Raw genomic sequence first — 16,959 nt, 5'->3', positions numbered from 1 at the left:
ATGGTACAATACTTGCAATATGTGACATTTTGTCGCATTTTGTCCGCTGTGTGTTAAGTGGTCAGGACTGCATCATTTTTAGCCGGATGAAGAAGGGGTAGAATGAAGATGAGAAGTAGAAAAAAAAGCAGTATTATGTTTAGGATGATCATCGTAGTTAGCGTTACGATGCTAGTATTATGCTCAACGTTGCTTCTAAGAGAACTTAATTTCCAACGAGGTATGTATGTCAGTTCTCTTGAACAACGGTTAAAAGTAATGGTAGATCTTGAACTTCAAGAATTAAATTCTTCAATAAGACAAGCCTCATATACGTTATCAGATAAAAATACGAACATCGATTTTAAAACCAATCCAACTTTTGTTATGATTCGAGAAAAGTTAAACTTTTTAACAAAAGATGATGTAATTAGCACATTCGTGGTGCTCCCAGATCTAATGGAGACAGATAAAGGAACAGGATTTCAAATTGTACAGGGCAGCAATTCATTTGAGAAGCGAGGGCTCACCCCAAATAAAACCCTAATTGTTGATAAAGAAATAGTAGCGGTATTGGATGAACTGAAAGTTGAAGGAACGGCAATTTCATCCGATCATCAAGCTGGTGATAGTCATGTAATGACAGCGCTTCACCTTATCAAAAATGAACAAGGTCATTCGGTAGGTATTCTCGGCATGGAGTTTAATTACGACATCATTGAAGCTGAGCTGAACGCGATTCTGTTCGAAACATTAGGGATTATAGCTGCAATAGGTATTGCAAGCTTGCTTCTTCTCGCTGGCTACATTCGCATGAGCCTTAGACCGCTTCAGCATATGAGCGAGCTTGCTGAGAAGGCTGCGGCAGGGGATTTGACAGTTCGTTTACAAGTTAAGAAATTAGATGAAGTCGGACGCGTATCGGAATCTTTTAATCTCATGATTGAACGTTTAAGCTTGCTCATTCATGATGTTAGACATATGTCCACTGACGTGGCTCTTGCTTCTACCAAACTTGAACTTGCAGCAGATGATACATCGATGTCAGCAGCAGAGGTGAATGCAGCGATGCAGCAGGTCGCTTCTGGCGTAGCTATGCAGCAAACAAGTGTATACGAGACCAAGCAAGCAATGACTGAGATAGCAGCAGGCGTGACACAGATGGCGGAAACTTCTTCAACCGTGGCCGATCAGATGATTGCTTCCTCCCAACAAACGCAGGAAGGTCGTCAAGTCATTACCCGCACGGTTCAACAAATGGAGCGAATTGGTGAAGCGTCACAACAAACATTTACTGCGTTAAATGAACTAACAGGACACGTAACAGAGATTAGTGAAGCGATTGTCTTTATACAAGGTATTGTAAAGCAAACAGAGCTGCTTGCCTTAAATGCATCTATTGAGGCAGCACGTGCTGGTGAACATGGAAAAGGGTTTCAAGTTGTCGCGGTTGAAGTGCGTAAGCTTGCCGAACATTCTAAGAACTCATTAGAGCATATTATGACGCTAATTAGCGGCATTCATGCACGTAATGTACAGACGACAACGGCTGCTGATCATCAACGGCGAGCGGTTACGGATGGACTTGCCGTCGTGAAAGTGGCGGACGAGGCTTTTGTACAAATTGCAGAGGCTATCCAACAAATTACGAACCTTGTTCAAGAAACCAGTCAAGTTTCTGCAGAGATGTCTGCTGCTTCAGAAGAAGTAATGGCTACGTTAGACCAATTGAATGATATTGCACTACAAAGTACAGATTACACCAATTCGGTTGTTGCTTCGACGGAACAGCAAACTACAATGGTGGAGCAAATGAAGAGTGAGGTTGCTCGCCTTCATACTATTAGTAAAGATCTTGAACATCAGCTGTCTCAATTCCGATTGTCTGAAGAACAGTAAATACATGCTATTGATGCCTGGGCTGCGTATCGCGGCTTCAGGCATTTTTTGATGCCAGAGAGATACGTTAAATGCTTAGTAATTGTCGGCAGTACCCGCAGCTTCCTCCACTGATATTCATAATGGTTCTGGACAGGCTATGTATTGGGGGTGAAGCTAATGCCGTACAATCGAGCAGAGCGAATTCATCAGTTACAGAACAAATCGCGTTTCACTGAGAAAAGTATTACGCTCAAGTCTAATAAGGCGGCCCGTCGAGCCCCGAGTTTAAACAACATTCCGAAGCAGGAAGTTTAGAAACTTTCCAGCTAATTTGAGGAGGATGATGCGTCATGGCGAATAAACAACAAGGTCACGCTAATCAGAACAAAACGACTCGCACGTCAGACAGCAATAATGCCAAAGGAAAAAGATAGGAGTCTATGATGACAGAAAACTTTTCATCTCTGTCTGATTTAAGTAGTGAATATGACTGTTCACAGGCGAATCATGATGTGCCTCAATTAAAGGAGCAGTTGGCTTCCTTGAAGTCACAATATCCTGACCCAGCCGCAGCATCACAGCCTATACAAGAGCAGCTCAATCACGTAGAGAATCAACTGCATTTTATTAAAAATAAATGCAGATTGAATTAGCACTTTTTTGTTTTTTCATTTTATGAAGGAATGCAAAAAAAGCAGCAGGGCGACCGAAAGGCCAGCTCTGCTGCTATATTTCGTTATTTCGTGTATGAAAGTAGGAATCACGCAGCCATTCAAATATGGATGGCTTAGCTTAATGAAGTGCTCGTTGTTAGTTATTACGCTGGTGATACTGGTGCAGTAACGTTTGCCGCAATTGGGCTGCTTCCTTGCGCAGCAGACGAGTCAGCCGTCACGCTGCCTCCTTGTTGCAGCTGATACATGCGGAAATAGCGTCCACCAAGCGCGATAAGCTCATCATGCGTACCTTGCTCAACAATTTCTCCACGGTGCAACACGAGAATAAGATCGGCACTGCGAATGGTAGAAAGGCGATGAGCAATAATGAACGTTGTTCTTCCGCGTTTCAACACCTCGAGTGCGTCTTGAATGATAGACTCTGTCTCTGTATCGATATTGGCTGTAGCTTCATCAAGAATAAGAATGGCTGGTTCATAAGCAAGTGCACGAGCAAATGAGATAAGCTGACGTTGTCCAGCTGATAACGTGCTTCCTTTCTCGATAACAGGCTCATCGATACCTTTTGGAAGCTGCTTCAATACGCGGTCTGCGCCTACTGCTTGTAAACAAGCCTCAACCTGTTCGCGAGAAATCGATGGATCGTTCAGGCTGACATTAGATGCAATTGTACCTGTGAACAAATATGGATCCTGCAATACGATACCCATATGCTGACGCAGCCATTGCTTCGGTACATCCGTAATAACTTGATCGTCGATTCGAATTTGTCCCTTCTGCGGGTCATAGAAACGGAACAACAAGTTCATAATCGAACTTTTACCCGATCCAGTATGACCGACAAGCGCAACCGTTTGGCCAGGCTTCGCCTCAAAGTTCAAATTTTTCAATACATACTCATCATTTTTATAAGCAAATGATACTTGGTCAAATACAACATGACCTTTGTAGCGCGGCATGGAGCCATCGCTGTGCGGTTCAACTGGTTCATCCATAAGCTCAAATACGCGTCCAGCAGATACGATGGATTGATCAAGGTTCGCCAGTTGGTTCACCATACCCGTAAGCGGGTGGAACATACGGCCGAGCAAATCCGTAAATGCATAGAGCACACCAAGTGTAATGACTCCACTTTCGTTAAGTGCCGCCCCACCAAAAAACCAAAGTACGGCAATAAATGCGATATTGCGAAGTACGTTAACTAAGTTATGGGACGTAAGTGCGTTTAGATTGAGCATCTTGTTCTGATGCTTCATATAGTCGTTATTCAAATTTTCGAATTCGTCCATCGTATGTTTCTCGCGACGGAAAGCGCGGATGACAGGCATCCCTTGAATCGATTCGTTAATAATTGCGTTGATTTCGCTCAGGCGTGAACGGATTACTATATTGTAGCCCGTAGCAAATTTGCGATAGAGCACGATCCACAAAATAATCATTGGAACCAACAATAAGCTGATTAACGCTAATTTTGCATCCAAGATGAACAAGGCTACATATATACCTGTAATCATAATAATGCCGGATGTAAAGTTTGATAGCACGGCAACGAATAAATCTTTGACTGCTTCGGTGTCGTTCGTAATACGTGATACTACTTTCCCTGCCGGCAAGTTATCGAAGTAAGGGATCGGCAACCGCTGTACGTGTACATATACATCACCGCGTAGTTTGCGGATAACTTTGTTAGCGGCTGTCTGAAGCCCCAGTATTTTACCGAAGCTCATAAAAATACTTAAGAATAGCAGTAATCCGTAAATCGCCATCCAGTATAAAATACCGCGAATTTCGGGTTCATAAAATACGAGCATTTGCTGCAGGGATAGTGAGGTAGCAGCGCCTTCCCATACTCCATTCTTCGTCGTAATTTTCAGTATGCCATCGTTGAGTGCGCGCTCTCCTTTTGGATTCGGTACTTCTTCATTTACGAGTACGAAGCTGTATCCAACCTGTAAAATATGAAGTGCGTCTCCTTTTGTCTCACCTGGCTCAAAACGATCCGAACGCTTATACGTGCTGCCGTTATAGGTGACATTATCGTTAGATGGAGTTGTCGTCTTATAGTAAGGATGCTCAATGCCAAGGATATGGCGATCGATAATCGTCTTGGCAATGAACGGCCCGCTTAATTCTGCTGCAACCGCAAGGGTAAGCATAATGAGGGAGATTATAAATGTCCCTTTGTAGTGCATTGCATATTGCCACAATCGTTTGCCGACTTGCTTGGGCTTAGCGGATTGTTCCGTATCGAGTTGCATAAAAGGTAGTACCTCCTGTCGCTTGCAATATGGTAAGCTGCTTGCCGCTTCTGGTGGATGCCCAACTCAATGAAGTCGAGCCATCGCAACCATTTTCTCATTAGCAGCATGCTTTATATTTCGGTTTTATAGGGAAGACTCGATTTGCTGACGCTCAAATTGTTCTTTATACCAACCATTTTGTTGAATTAACTCTTCGTGCGTTCCTTGTTCAACAATGCGGCCGTCATCGAGCACAATGATCTGGTCAGCGTGTTCAACCGCAGAAAGGCGGTGCGTCGTAATCAATGTTGTCTTACCTGAACGCATATTCCGTATGTTTGTAATAATATTTGCTTCTGTACGAGCATCAACAGCGGATAAAGCATCATCGAGAATGAGTACTTCGGCATCAGAGATGAAAGAGCGGGCGAGTGATACGCGCTGTTTCTGTCCGCCAGATAACGCGACTCCTTTTTCACCAACTATCGTCTGAGTGCCTTGAGACAAGGTAGGAAGATCATGTGTGAACGAAGCCATATCGATGCTTTGCATAATATCTTGCTCTTTTGCGTCTTGATGACCGTAACGAATATTTTGTTCCACGGTTTTGGAGAATAAAATTTGCTCCTGTGGCACATAACCAATCCAGCTGCGAATTCGGTCGAGTGGGATGGTATCCAGCGGAACACCGTTGACTAGCATATTTCCATTTCCGAGCGGATATTCACGTAACAATTGTTTGACGAAGGTGGATTTACCGCTTCCTGTTCGGCCGACAATGCCCAGCGTCTGTCCTTTTAACAACGTCAATGTGACTTCTTCCAAGTTATTCACTGTAGAAGATGGATAGCGGAATTGATACTGCTTCCACTCAAATTTCTCAGGAAGAGTTACATCTTGTGTAGATGCTGCATCTGCAACGTCTGGCTTGTAATACAACGTTTCATTAATTCGATCAAGGGAAGCGTTGCCTCGCTGCATGACATTAATTAAGTCGCCAATCGCGAACATTGGCCAGATGAGCATGCCCAGGTACATATTGAACACAAGCAGTTCGCCGATTGTTAGTTCATTATGAATAATCAAATAGGCACCGTAACCTAAACCGATCATATAGCTAAGGCCAATCGCAAATCGAATGGTTGGATCGAACAAGGCGTCAACTTTGGCAACCGCCACATTTTTCTTATATACATCTTGTGTAATGTTACGGAAACGAGCCTCATCATTGCGCTCCTGCACATAAGCACGCAATACACGAACGCCTCCAACCGACTCAAGCACTTGGTCATTCATAACTCCGAATGCATCTTGTGCAGTCGTATAGCGCTCATGAATCATTTTGCCGAACACTTTCATCGCAATCGCGATAATCGGAAGGGGAAGCAAGGCAGCTAATGTAAGCTTCCAATGGATAAGGACGCTCATCGCTACGAGTACCGTTAATAGAAACACCGTTGAGTCCGTAATAAGAAGCATTCCATAACCAGTTGTTTGAGATACGGAGCGCATGTCGTTGGTGGCTTTAGCCATCAAATCCCCAGTGCGGTTCTTCTCATAGAAGGTGGGTGTCATTTTAAGCAGATGATGCATAAAGCGACTGCGAAGTTTCCGTTCCACAATGAATGAAGCCCCAAATAAAGAGTACATCCATCCGTAGGTTATAATATAAATAACGACCATCCACACAACATTGAGCATAATATAGCCAGCGAGTGATTCCCATGTAATAGAACCGTACACAATCTCATCAATCGCTTGCCCGAGCAGTCGTGGAGGAATCAGCTCAAGGATGCCGACGACGACTAGTAGCGTAACGCCAAATATGTAGCGCCACTTATGTTCTTTGAAAAACCAACTGAGCTTGGATAATACCGAAAGCATAGATTCCCACATCCTTTTCTGTTAGAGGATTGGAGCATAATCCTCATTTGTTTAGGTTCAGCGCACATGTAAATAAATATAAAAAAGGTATACCGTCGCAGACGATATACCTAGTGCGTATTAGATATAGACGTACGGGTCTGTTAAGCCCCGAACCGATAAATGACTTGACACAACTGGATTAAAAAGGTAATGTCAAGGTTCAATCGCTCTTATACAAGGAACGATTGAAAGGTGATTACCTAGATAGAAAGTGATGTATCATTTATATGCAGGGCTTCCTGTATGCAGTTAGGGTTATAGTTGGCGTCCAACGCCATATGATTCAGTAACAACATGGATAGCACCTGCCTTTCGTTATGTAGTAGTAGAATTTAAAATAGGTTTTCTTTAGCTGACTTGTTGATTCTAGCACTGCATGTAAACATTGTCAATCCGTTTTTCGGAACATTTTTCCACTATTGAGTTTCGAAAGTCGTATTGAGCGTTGTTATTAGCCTTTGCTAATAAACATAGATAGAATGCCAGCGGCAATGAGCGGACCGACTGGTACGCCACGAAATAGGGCGACCCCGATAATTGTCCCGACAAGAAGGCCAGCGACAATCGTAGGTGAGGTGGACATTAGACCAACGCCTCTACCGCCAAGATAGCTGACGAAGATGCCGACAGCGATGGCAAGCAGTGACTTCCAGTTCATGAAGGATGCTGTAAGTGTCGCTAGATCGTATTTGCCACTTGCAATCGGAGCCATTACACCGATTGTCAAGACGATGATTCCTATCGTAAGTCCGTATTTCTCAATCCATGGAAATACGGTATGTGCTTGCGTAACTCGCAACAGCAGCAGGATAACCATCGCAATGGTAACGGTGGAATTGCCGCTTAGCAAGCCAAGTCCAGCTAGGATGAGCAGGATAAGCGCGGGTGTATCGATTTGTGTCATGTTGTCGTCGTACAACTCCTTTCTAGCTAGCACTTACGATAGCATACTCGTTCTGGATTGCAAAATGGTTGCTTGCGAAATATCACTGTGAGATGATCAAGGATATATAGTCGAATCATATATAACGGGTTACATAGAGGAGGACTACGGATGAAAAAGCTGCTGATTACTGGATTCGATCCATTCAATGGGGAATCGATTAATCCTTCATGGGAAGCTGTTCGTGCATTGGATGGCCAACATATCGGAGCCTATGAAGTGAAAGCACTGCTGCTGCCAACTACATTCCAGCGCTCTGGGGAACTATTAAAAGAAATAGCATTGCATGGAACGCCAGATGTTATTTGGTCTGTCGGCCAAGCAGGCGGACGTCCAGATATTACACTGGAGCGGGTCGCTATTAATGGAATGGATGCTGTAATCCCTGATAATGATGGGGCACAGCCAATGGACGAGCCAGTAGCAGTCGATGGTCCGACCGCATACTGGACAACACTGCCGATCAAGGCAATGAAAGTAGCGATTCAGAAGGCGGGTGTTCCTTGCTCTGTTTCTTATACAGCTGGAACATATGTGTGTAACTCTACGTTTTATAAGATAATGCACATGATTGATACAGAGCCGTTATTAAAAGGATGTCGCGGCGGATTTGTACATATTCCATTCATTCCAGAGCAAGCGGTACGTCATCCAGGCAAGCCCAGCATGTCGCTCGAATATATTCGCCGCGCGTTGACAGCGGGCATTGAGGCTATAGATGAAATAGAGTTGAATACGGTGAGCGCAGGTATTTTGCATGGTGAATCTTAAGCATTGTACCGTAGCCGTATTAGGCTAGATAATTGAAATTGAAAGACGGCAAGAGGAAGGGGCTGCAGTGTGAGCGATCATATAACAGCATTGGAATACGAGCAAGAAGAACATAAATTAGCGCATATTGTTCGGGTTATGGACAAGCAGATGGAATCACTTCATTCGACGATTGGGGATCAACAACAAGAAATTGTTGAGATGAAACGCCATTTTTGGGATGAGGTATCAGTTGATAAAGAGCAGCTATTTGAAACGTACGTCAGCATTATGCAGCAGGCTAAGGACTTGGCAAATTATGAGCGTGTCCAAGATCATGCTCGTCGTCTATTAACAAAGTTGGGCAAGCATATCGGCAGCCCGTACTTTGGCAGGATCGACTTCCGTGAGGAGTACGAGGTGGATAAACTACCTGTTACGATCGGATTGATGTCGGTTACGGATGAAAATGGCGAGCATCTCGTTTACGACTGGAGAACACCAATCGCCAGCTTGTTCTATGATTATGCGCCAGGGCCTGTGCGGTATCGTACGCCAATGGGTATCATCACAGGCGAGATGACGCTGAAGCGTCAATATTTGATCCGCAACAGCAAGTTGGAAGCGGTATTTGATACAGGGATTCAAATCGGAGACGACATGCTTCAAGATATGTTGAAGCGCAGTGCGGATACGAAAATGAAGACCATTGTAAGCACGATCCAGCGAGAGCAAAATGCGATCATTCGTGATGATGCTCATGAGGTGCTTATCGTACAAGGGGCAGCGGGAAGTGGAAAGACGTCAGCCGCGATGCAGCGTATTGCGTATTTATTGTACAAACATCGTGAAAGTATGCATTCGGAACAGGTGGTTCTCTTTTCTCCAAATGATCTGTTCAACGATTATGTGTCCAATATTTTACCGGAGCTTGGCGAATCCAACATGACGCAGACAACGTTCCAACAATATGTGGATTATCGTTTACGTACAACGAGGCAGATCGAAGACGTTTATGATCAAGCAGAGCGATTGATGAACCCGGCAAGTGCAACAGTTGGCCAACTGGAGCGGGCTTCGGCACGCTGGAAAGCTTCTGAATCGTTTATGGCAGTTGCAGATGCTTTTGTGACAAGCCTAATGAATGAAGGAATCGCCTTCGAATCTTTGGGTACGCCAAAGCGAACGGTTATTACAGAAGAGATGCTGAGAGAGCATTTCTATGGTACGTTAGCGGATTGGTCGCTGCCAGCTCGTATGGATAAGACAAGAGAGTGGATTAAAGGCTACTTGAAGGACTGGGCTGCGAAAGAAGTTAGACGGGTGTATCAACGATTCTTGAAACAACCGAACTACATCGGCACAGAAGAAGAAATGATGCAAATGAGCAAGAAGCATGTGGGCAAATGGGTACGAGAAATGCGACGCAAGGCGCATACATACAGCTTTATAAAATGGGATGCGCTCTATGAACAGTTCAACGCTCATTTGCCTCGCTGGTGTGAAATTGCATTGACTGCAGCATCTGCTCATGACGCAAGCAAGCAAACAAATGCGAGTGAAGAAAAGGTTTCCGTGTCTGGGTTGGCAGGTTTCGCTGCTACTCATATTGATCCTGATGCTATGCCTACCACTTCGATGGTAGCAAATATGGGAGAGCACACGCTTGCTCGCATGAATGATGGCATTATCCCTTACGAAGATGCTTCTGTCTTCTTGTACATTATGGAGAGCATAGAGGGCTTCAATACGTTTAACCATATCCGGCAAGTTGTAATAGATGAAGCTCAGGATTACTCTGCCTTCCAGTATGCACTGTTGTCTCGCTTGTTCCCACGGAGCAAGTTCACGATACTAGGGGATTGGAACCAAGCGATTTACGAGTCGAATCGGGTTGGTCGTGTCGAAATGGTGCAGCGTATGTTCCCAGAGCGCAAATCCACTGTCATTCGGCTGAAGAAGAGCTATCGCTCGACCAAGCCGATTTCGGAATTTGCTCATGCCATCCTACCTAATGGCGAGCCAGCAGAGCCGTTTCATCGAGAAGGCAAGCCGCCAGTTGTTTATGTCGTTAATGAAGCAGAACGACCTCAGCTTGTATTCGAACGGATGCAGCAATTGCAGGAAGCGGGTTGTCAATCGATCGCTGTATTAGCGAAAGATGAAGCTTCCAGTGCACGGGTATATCAGCTGCTTAGTCAGCAGGTAGATGGGTTGAAACGTGTAACGAAGCATACGCAGCAGTTTTCTGTAGGCAGTTGGGTTATTCCATCCTATCTGGCAAAAGGGTTGGAGTTCGATGGCGTTATTATTTGGGACGCGGATCAAGAGCATTATGGTCATGAACGAGACCGCAAGTTGTTGTATACGGTTTGCACACGAGCCCTTCATGAGCTGCATTTATATGCTGTAGGGCAGCCATCACCGCTGCTTCCAGTTGCTGATACGAAATAAAGAAGAGAAAAGTACGTTAAATCAAGTAGATAAGCGCCTTTTGCAAGCAGACATACTGCGATGTGAAAGGCGCTTTTTATCGTTTCTGTAATGGAATGTTATTCCTCGATTGTGAAGGTTAAGCAGAAATGATATATTGGTCATAATAAATGGCTATCTTTGCCTATGATTGTTGCTCACCAATCTATGATTAGATTTATCGTATTCACGAATGTTAGTAATGGGTAATTATGACTTACAATCCTATCGAACAAGGAGAGTGAGATACGAGTGAGGTCTATATGGGGTTGGTTGGTACACTGATATGCTTGTCGTGGTGTAAATGACATTTGAGACAGTGTACGTTGCTCTATGGACATCAATTGTGTATCTCCACTACGGAATGATGAATTATGATTCGCGCTCCCCGCTTTATATGCAGGTCCAGCAATATATTCAGCGTCGAATTGAGCAAGGAGAACTAACAGCCCATGATCGAATTCCGACAGAGAAAGAGCTGATGGCCCAGTTTGAGGTTAGTCGCATCACTGTTGTGAATGCGCTTGCATCGCTTGTGAAGGAAGGTTTCATTTATCGAGTTCCTGGTCGGGGAAGTTTCGTAGCAGAAGCGGCTCCCCGATTAGAATCAACCCATTCAGGTAACGACCCAAGTGGGAAATCAGATTCGATACATAAGCACTCAACTATGGTAAGGAGCCGCCTTGTCGGCCTTGTCATGCCATCATTAGATGACTTATTTGCGATGCGGCTGCTCACTGCAATAAGAGAAACGTTGCAAGCAGGGGGACTTACCTTAATGGTTGCATTCAGTGATGGGAACAAAGATGAGGAAGAGCGACTCATTCGACAATTTGTCCAGCTAGATGCGGAAGGGCTGCTTATTTTTCCTGTAGATAAGGATACGTATAATGAGGAAATTTTATCTTTGAAGGTAAATCATTTCCCGTTTGTGCTGATCGATCGTTATTTGCCTGGTGTAGAAACAAATTATGTGTGCTCGGATAATCGTCTTGGTGCGCAAATGGCCGTAGAGCATTTGTTTCAATTGGGACATCGGAATATTGTCATTTGCACAGACGCATATCGGGAATGTGTGAGTGTGAAAGATAGGATTGCAGGTTATATGAATGCTTACGAAGGGAACGGGCATATGATTGATCCCGCACTTATTTTGACCGATTTTCCAATGCCCTCTGAACATGAAGCGATGGAGTCGAATCTATTGGCTGAATGTATGCGCAATCGAACAGCAACCGCCTATGTGGCACTGAGCGGCAGAATTGGTATTCAGCTGCTCCAGCTAGCGAAACGACTGCAATTGCGAGTGCCTGAAGATATTTCGATTGTAACTTTTGACAATCCAGAAAGCTCAACGGAGCATGAAACGTTCTTTGATCACATTTATCAAAATGAGGATGAAATCGGTAGAAGAGCCGCTTCAATCTTGATAAGAAGGCTGGATAAAGACGATGCTTCAGCTGAACCTGCGAATAAATACGAGAAAGTGATACTAACGCCGCAGCTTGTCGTCAAGCGTTCATCCGCACCTTTACAAGCTTATGCAAGGCTTTCACAATAACGGGCTAGGACTTAGGTCGGCATAATTCGTATGCAATTTAAAAGGCTGCCTGCATCCCATTATAAGGGATGTGGACAGCCTTTTTGTGTTGTTCGTTCGATCTCGATTCATGATTAATGTTGAATCTGGAGCAGCGTAAGTATAGATAGAAAATGGGTTACAGAACCCGCTAATACGAATAAATGCCATACCATATGATGATAGGGAAACGCACGCCATACATAAAAAATAGTTCCTAATGTGTACAAGATACCTCCTGCAATAAGCAGGTTCAATCCATGCGCAGAAAGGATTTGAACTAGAGGTTCCCACGCGAAGACAATAATCCAGCCCATAACGACGTAGAGTGCAGTAGAAGCAAATAAAAATTGCTTCGTATAGAACGCCTTGAATACGACGCCGCCGATGGCAATCGTCCACACTACTGCGAATAACGTCCAGCCAAGTTTGGCTGGCAGAGCAATAAGTACGAATGGGGTATACGTACCGGCTATGAATAAATAAATGGAGGCATGGTCAAATGTCTCAAATAAATCCTTCACTTTTCCTTCAGGAAAACTGTGTACAAGTGTTGATGAAGTATATAGCAGCAGCATCGATATGCCGTATATGGTAAAGCTGACAACATGCAGTGGTTCGCCATAAATAGCGGCAAATACGATAAGTAGGGTAAGAGCAGCAACACTTAGCAGAGCTCCAATTCCATGCGTAATCGCATTTGCGATCTCTTCTCCTTTTGAATAGGTGTGGGTGACGGCCATGTAAATCACTCCTCTTTAGCCGAGCATGATCAAAATAGAATGCGGATTAAGGTGTTAATACAATTGTATCGAACAGCGATTGGTCCTGCAAATAGCAAACGTCATAGTGGAAATTATTTTATTACTTATTCCAAAGGAGTGAAGATAGCTGGTGATACAGGAGCTACCTTTCAATCGATATTAAGCTCTATTGAGCGGATTCATCATCAGACGCTTGAGGTATCAGCAACGTCGGAGGAACTATCCGCGAGTACGGAACAGGTGACAGCCTCTATGCAAGAAATCGTGACGATAGCTCGCGATTCACTAGAGCGGCTAAATGTTATCTCTCTATCGGCAGACGAACAAAAGAAATCGGTTGGTCAGCTATCTGTTTCTGCTGATCATTTAAATCAATTATCTAGTGAATTAGAAGTACTCGTGGATAAATACCAAATTCAATAGTCAATAGTATATACTTGCTAGGCAAAGTGATGATTGTTGAGATGTGATGAATGCAAGATGAAGCTGACGAGAGACATGGTAACTAGATTGGGGGATCATTTATGATCGTTAGAGAAAGCGACCAATATTTTATTATGACTACACAGCATGAGCATGCTAGATTTTCTGGTGAGATTGCCGCGAACCTTACTGAACGTTTGTTTTTGAACTGTAATTATAGAAGTGATGTGGTACTAGCAATCCAAGAACATGATAGAGGCTGGATCAGATTAGACGACACGCCAACATGGAATGACCGCACTGCCGCCCCATTCTCTTTTTTAGATTATCCTCTGCTTCCGAAATTAGTATTATATAAAGTTGGAATGGACGAAGTAGAAGCAATGAATGAGTATGCCGCACTTCTGTGCAGCCTGCATTATTCCTCATTTGTACATATACAGAGATCTGAACGGTTGGATTGTATCCATTTCATAGCGAATGAAAAGGAAAGGCAACAGCGAATTCGAGCTAGATTAGGTGAAATTGATGAACATATGGTTGTAAGCCATTTTAAACTGTTGCAATTATGTGATGACATATCTTTATATGTTTGCATGAATGAACCAGGGGTGTCTAAAGCGAATGAGCATCCGTGGTACAAGGAAGGATTCGAAACGATTATTCAGGAGCAGAAAATAAATGCGCACTGGGTTAGCGGTAATGAGATTAAAATCAATCCTGGCTTATTTAACAGTGAATTTACAGCCACGCTGAAGTCAAAATACGTCGTAAAAGATGTTATTCGTCGTATCGGCATTCAGGCTGCTTATAAAGAAACAGAATGGTCAGAACTTACAGTGACATTTAAAATCTAAGGAGGCAGGGTGAATGATTAACCATTTGTATGAAACGCATATCCAAGTGACTAATCTCGAACAATCCATTGCATTTTACAAAAAACTAGGGTTAGAACTAGCTCACTTTATCGAGGAAAGAAGAGTAGCCTTCTTTTATATCGGAAAAGATAGACAAATGTTAGGGATATGGGAAGTTCCGCATGGAACAGAAATTAAGAAAAGACATTTTGCATTTGGAGTTGATTTAGAAGATCTATTACATTCAATAGAATGGTTGAAGGAAAAAGGAATTCAGCCTATACAATCATTTGGTAAACAACCGATTGAAGCGTTTGTCCATACATGGATGCCGGCAGCTGCGGTCTATTTTGAAGATCCGGATGGAAATGAACTAGAATTTATATCGTGGTTGCAGGACGAGCCAAAAGATATTGGCTATGTACCTTATTTAAGTGAATGGATCGAGATGCATCAACACTAGCATTGCTAAGTTACGACGACATTGTTTTTTTCTTTATTAAAAATAAGGGTTGCCCCGTCATGCCGAACGGCAAGGGGATAGCCCTTGTTTTTTATTTATTCGTTAAGCATTTCTATAGAACTCGTTTCGCGCCGATGTATGTTTTGCTGTACACTCGAAGAAATCCAAATATGTGACTCATCAACAAGCGTGTTATGAAATAGAAAATTAAAATTGGTTTAACATTGAAATGTAAGTTGAGGTACAGGTGTTCGTAGGCGTATAATAGATAAGTGATGTCCAAATTTAGCCAAGAAAAACAGGGGAGCCAAATAGCAGAATACAGTACAGGTTGAACCATAACGGAAGAGGAGATGAAGAATATGACTCGCTTGCAAACGATCAATATTGTTTTTCCAAATTCGAATGAAAATGAAAAAGACTGGATAAATCTGTTCGGTGGTCTGTTCCTTGAATTAGCTAATACAGAAAACGATGAAATCCGTTTCGCCTTGATGCCCGAAGGCTACTTGCCTTCAACTGTACTTCGTGGGGATTGTATAACATTCCCGATGATTACGTTTGATGATGTCAAAAATAAACGTCAATTAGCGATTGATCTGGAAACGATCGCTGCCAAGGCGGCTGCATCTTCTTCGCAAGCGCATAATAACGATAATTTTCTCCCAATCGATAAACTGCATGCGCTGTTGAAAGGAAGAGTCGTTGGTGTCGATCATACGGGTGTAAACCTGCCAATTTCGATTATCCCTCGTCTTGAATGGGAGCGGGTATTGAATATACTTGCATCACACAGCAATGTTTATCATTATCCAGAAGAAGAGTGGCCGTTTATTATTCCGGCTGATGAGGCGGAGTTCAAAGAAGATATTACTAGCTTCGACCGAAAGCGTACGCCTAAGTTTGAGCTTGTCTATGATCAATATGCAAGCAAGCCTGCTCTGCAATTTGCATTGGAAACCAACATTCCAAGAGCAGAAATGGAGGAGTTATTCCCGGCACCTTCAGGATTTTCCATTCCGGGATTAGAAGAAATATTCCGCTCTGTGCTTATTCAGTCTCCATGGAATGAGCTGCTGACCATTCGTATTGATCTGTACTATCTTGCTCCTGAAGAAGCGGAGTTAAGCGACTGGGAAACGGGAGAGTGGCTCATTCGCGAAGGCGGCCGAGTCCAAGCAGGCGTAACCAAATGATTCGAGAAGCGGAAGCGGTCAAGCATATTTGCAAAGAGCAGCAGTGTGTAAAGATTATGCTGACAAGCCAGTCACAGCGCCAACAAGCGCATGAATTTTACACACGATTAGGGTATGATGGTAATGGAAGTAAAGCATTTAAAAAATATGTTTAGCTTACTTAGGAATACTTAGTTTAAATACGATAATGAGGTTGCGTAATGACTAGAATTGGAATTATACGTCATGGAAGTACGGAATGGAACAAGGAAGGAAGAGCACAAGGAAGCTCTGATATTCCTTTAAATGAGAGTGGCGTGGCTGAAGCTCGTCAGCTGGCTAATCGGTTAAGCAAGGAACAATGGGATGTTATTTATACAAGTCCGTTATCTCGCGCTAGGACAACAGCTGAGGCGATTGCCAGTGAAATGAACGATGTGGATGTATTGTTGGATGACAGGCTGCGCGAAGTAAATGGCGGTCTTATCGAAGGCACGACAGAAGAAGAGCGTGTGGCCAAGTGGGGAGCGGATTGGCGCGAGCTGGATTTAGGTTTGGAGCCTAAAGACCAAGTGTTTACGAGAATATTGTCATTTGTCCAAGAAGTGACGGACAAGCATGCTGGCCAAAATGTTCTACTTGTAAGTCATGGCTCGTTTATTAGACATTTGTTCGAAGTGCTGTTGCCTACTTATAAGGCTGAAACTCGCTTGAAAAACACTTCTGTGTCCAACATTGCCTGGTCCGACGTCGACGATACTTGGCAGTGTGAACTTTACAATTGTACGGTGCATGTAGACAACAGTTAATATAGAAATAGAACGACCCGG

The 16,959-nt window shown here is 43.6% G+C and carries 16 protein-coding genes; 12 read left to right on the top strand and 4 right to left on the bottom strand.

Annotated elements, in window-relative coordinates; all coding sequences use genetic code 11:
• Window positions 1–108 precede the first annotated feature (108 nt).
• The 3 genes from NQ117_RS19655 to NQ117_RS19645 all read left to right on the top strand — a co-directional run bounded on the left by NQ117_RS19655 (window position 109) and on the right by NQ117_RS19645 (window position 2,513).
• Window positions 109–1,878 carry a methyl-accepting chemotaxis protein gene (locus tag NQ117_RS19655; protein WP_258279713.1) on the top strand — a complete coding sequence of 590 codons (1,770 nt, stop codon included), beginning with the start codon at window positions 109–111 and terminating at the stop codon, window positions 1,876–1,878.
• Window positions 1,879–2,037: 159 nt separating this feature from the next.
• Window positions 2,038–2,175, top strand: coding sequence for a hypothetical protein (locus tag NQ117_RS19650; RefSeq protein ID WP_192025318.1), 138 nt, complete (start codon window positions 2,038–2,040; stop codon window positions 2,173–2,175).
• Between the two features lie 125 nt (window positions 2,176–2,300).
• Complete coding sequence (locus NQ117_RS19645) at window positions 2,301–2,513, top strand: DUF2524 domain-containing protein (RefSeq protein WP_258279712.1); 213 nt, start codon at window positions 2,301–2,303, stop codon at window positions 2,511–2,513.
• 164 nt (window positions 2,514–2,677) lie between these two features.
• Here the strand turns inward: NQ117_RS19645 and NQ117_RS19640 are convergent, their stop codons facing one another.
• The 3 genes from NQ117_RS19640 to NQ117_RS19630 all read right to left on the bottom strand — a co-directional run bounded on the left by NQ117_RS19640 (window position 2,678) and on the right by NQ117_RS19630 (window position 7,598).
• Entirely contained in the window at window positions 2,678–4,795 is a 2,118-nt protein-coding gene (locus NQ117_RS19640) for an ABC transporter ATP-binding protein (protein WP_258279711.1), read from the bottom strand.
• A gap of 126 nt (window positions 4,796–4,921) precedes the next feature.
• Window positions 4,922–6,661: an ABC transporter ATP-binding protein gene (locus tag NQ117_RS19635; protein ID WP_258279710.1), complete on the bottom strand. Its 1,740-nt coding sequence runs from the start codon at window positions 6,659–6,661 to the stop codon at window positions 4,922–4,924.
• Window positions 6,662–7,154: 493 nt separating this feature from the next.
• Window positions 7,155–7,598, bottom strand: a complete 444-nt coding sequence (locus NQ117_RS19630) for a DUF441 domain-containing protein (protein ID WP_258279793.1) — start codon at window positions 7,596–7,598, stop codon at window positions 7,155–7,157.
• Window positions 7,599–7,757: 159 nt separating this feature from the next.
• Here NQ117_RS19630 and pcp point away from each other — a divergent pair, with 159 nt between their 5' ends.
• From pcp to NQ117_RS19615, 3 genes are all read left to right on the top strand, one after another.
• A complete protein-coding gene (gene pcp, locus NQ117_RS19625; RefSeq protein ID WP_258279709.1) occupies window positions 7,758–8,417 on the top strand; it encodes a pyroglutamyl-peptidase I in 660 nt (219 codons plus the stop codon).
• A 69-nt stretch (window positions 8,418–8,486) separates the two neighbouring features.
• Window positions 8,487–10,850 carry an RNA polymerase recycling motor HelD gene (helD, locus tag NQ117_RS19620; RefSeq protein ID WP_258279708.1) on the top strand — a complete coding sequence of 788 codons (2,364 nt, stop codon included), beginning with the start codon at window positions 8,487–8,489 and terminating at the stop codon, window positions 10,848–10,850.
• A gap of 322 nt (window positions 10,851–11,172) precedes the next feature.
• Window positions 11,173–12,429 (top strand): GntR family transcriptional regulator, encoded by a 1,257-nt coding sequence (locus tag NQ117_RS19615; RefSeq protein ID WP_258279707.1) that lies wholly within the window; start codon window positions 11,173–11,175, stop codon window positions 12,427–12,429.
• 113 nt (window positions 12,430–12,542) lie between these two features.
• Here NQ117_RS19615 and trhA read toward each other — a convergent pair whose 3' ends face one another.
• Window positions 12,543–13,190, bottom strand: a complete 648-nt coding sequence (gene trhA, locus NQ117_RS19610) for a PAQR family membrane homeostasis protein TrhA (protein WP_258279706.1) — start codon at window positions 13,188–13,190, stop codon at window positions 12,543–12,545.
• 63 nt (window positions 13,191–13,253) lie between these two features.
• Here trhA and NQ117_RS19605 point away from each other — a divergent pair, with 63 nt between their 5' ends.
• The 6 genes from NQ117_RS19605 (at window position 13,254) to NQ117_RS19580 (ending at window position 16,938) form a co-directional block, all read left to right on the top strand.
• On the top strand, window positions 13,254–13,634 hold the full coding sequence (locus tag NQ117_RS19605) for a hypothetical protein (protein WP_258279705.1): 381 nt from the start codon (window positions 13,254–13,256) through the stop codon (window positions 13,632–13,634).
• 101 nt (window positions 13,635–13,735) lie between these two features.
• The gene (locus NQ117_RS19600) at window positions 13,736–14,491 is read left to right on the top strand and encodes a DUF3891 family protein (protein WP_258279704.1); all 756 of its coding nucleotides are present in this window, start codon (window positions 13,736–13,738) and stop codon (window positions 14,489–14,491) included.
• Between the two features lie 13 nt (window positions 14,492–14,504).
• Entirely contained in the window at window positions 14,505–14,954 is a 450-nt protein-coding gene (locus NQ117_RS19595) for a VOC family protein (protein WP_258279703.1), read from the top strand.
• Window positions 14,955–15,316: 362 nt separating this feature from the next.
• Complete coding sequence (locus NQ117_RS19590) at window positions 15,317–16,150, top strand: hypothetical protein (protein WP_258279702.1); 834 nt, start codon at window positions 15,317–15,319, stop codon at window positions 16,148–16,150.
• Window positions 16,147–16,305: a GNAT family N-acetyltransferase gene (locus NQ117_RS19585; protein WP_258279701.1), complete on the top strand. Its 159-nt coding sequence runs from the start codon at window positions 16,147–16,149 to the stop codon at window positions 16,303–16,305. The genes NQ117_RS19590 and NQ117_RS19585 overlap by 4 nt, the downstream gene beginning before the upstream one ends.
• Before the next feature lie 45 nt (window positions 16,306–16,350).
• Window positions 16,351–16,938 carry a histidine phosphatase family protein gene (locus tag NQ117_RS19580; RefSeq protein WP_258279700.1) on the top strand — a complete coding sequence of 196 codons (588 nt, stop codon included), beginning with the start codon at window positions 16,351–16,353 and terminating at the stop codon, window positions 16,936–16,938.
• Window positions 16,939–16,959: the final 21 nt, after the last annotated feature.

It is taken from the genome of Paenibacillus sp. SC116 (assembly GCF_024733555.1).
Lineage (GTDB): Bacteria > Bacillota > Bacilli > Paenibacillales > Paenibacillaceae > Paenibacillus_B.
The sequence above is the reverse complement of the archived record's forward strand: the minus strand, read 5'-3'. Positions and strand labels throughout refer to the sequence as shown.

What these genes read in the sequence shown, in the direction of transcription:
- NQ117_RS19655 (WP_258279713.1), top strand. Translation starts at nt 109, where the DNA reads ATGAGAAGTAGAAAAAAAAGCAGTATTATGTTTAGGATGATCATCGTA.
- NQ117_RS19650 (WP_192025318.1), top strand. Translation starts at nt 2,038, where the DNA reads ATGCCGTACAATCGAGCAGAGCGAATTCATCAGTTACAGAACAAATCG.
- NQ117_RS19645 (WP_258279712.1), top strand. Translation starts at nt 2,301, where the DNA reads ATGATGACAGAAAACTTTTCATCTCTGTCTGATTTAAGTAGTGAATAT.
- NQ117_RS19640 (WP_258279711.1), bottom strand. Translation starts at nt 4,795, where the DNA reads ATGCAACTCGATACGGAACAATCCGCTAAGCCCAAGCAAGTCGGCAAA.
- NQ117_RS19635 (WP_258279710.1), bottom strand. Translation starts at nt 6,661, where the DNA reads ATGCTTTCGGTATTATCCAAGCTCAGTTGGTTTTTCAAAGAACATAAG.
- pcp (WP_258279709.1), top strand. Translation starts at nt 7,758, where the DNA reads ATGAAAAAGCTGCTGATTACTGGATTCGATCCATTCAATGGGGAATCG.
- NQ117_RS19615 (WP_258279707.1), top strand. Translation starts at nt 11,173, where the DNA reads ATGACATTTGAGACAGTGTACGTTGCTCTATGGACATCAATTGTGTAT.
- trhA (WP_258279706.1), bottom strand. Translation starts at nt 13,190, where the DNA reads ATGGCCGTCACCCACACCTATTCAAAAGGAGAAGAGATCGCAAATGCG.
- NQ117_RS19600 (WP_258279704.1), top strand. Translation starts at nt 13,736, where the DNA reads ATGATCGTTAGAGAAAGCGACCAATATTTTATTATGACTACACAGCAT.
- NQ117_RS19595 (WP_258279703.1), top strand. Translation starts at nt 14,505, where the DNA reads ATGATTAACCATTTGTATGAAACGCATATCCAAGTGACTAATCTCGAA.
- NQ117_RS19590 (WP_258279702.1), top strand. Translation starts at nt 15,317, where the DNA reads ATGACTCGCTTGCAAACGATCAATATTGTTTTTCCAAATTCGAATGAA.
- NQ117_RS19585 (WP_258279701.1), top strand. Translation starts at nt 16,147, where the DNA reads ATGATTCGAGAAGCGGAAGCGGTCAAGCATATTTGCAAAGAGCAGCAG.
- NQ117_RS19580 (WP_258279700.1), top strand. Translation starts at nt 16,351, where the DNA reads ATGACTAGAATTGGAATTATACGTCATGGAAGTACGGAATGGAACAAG.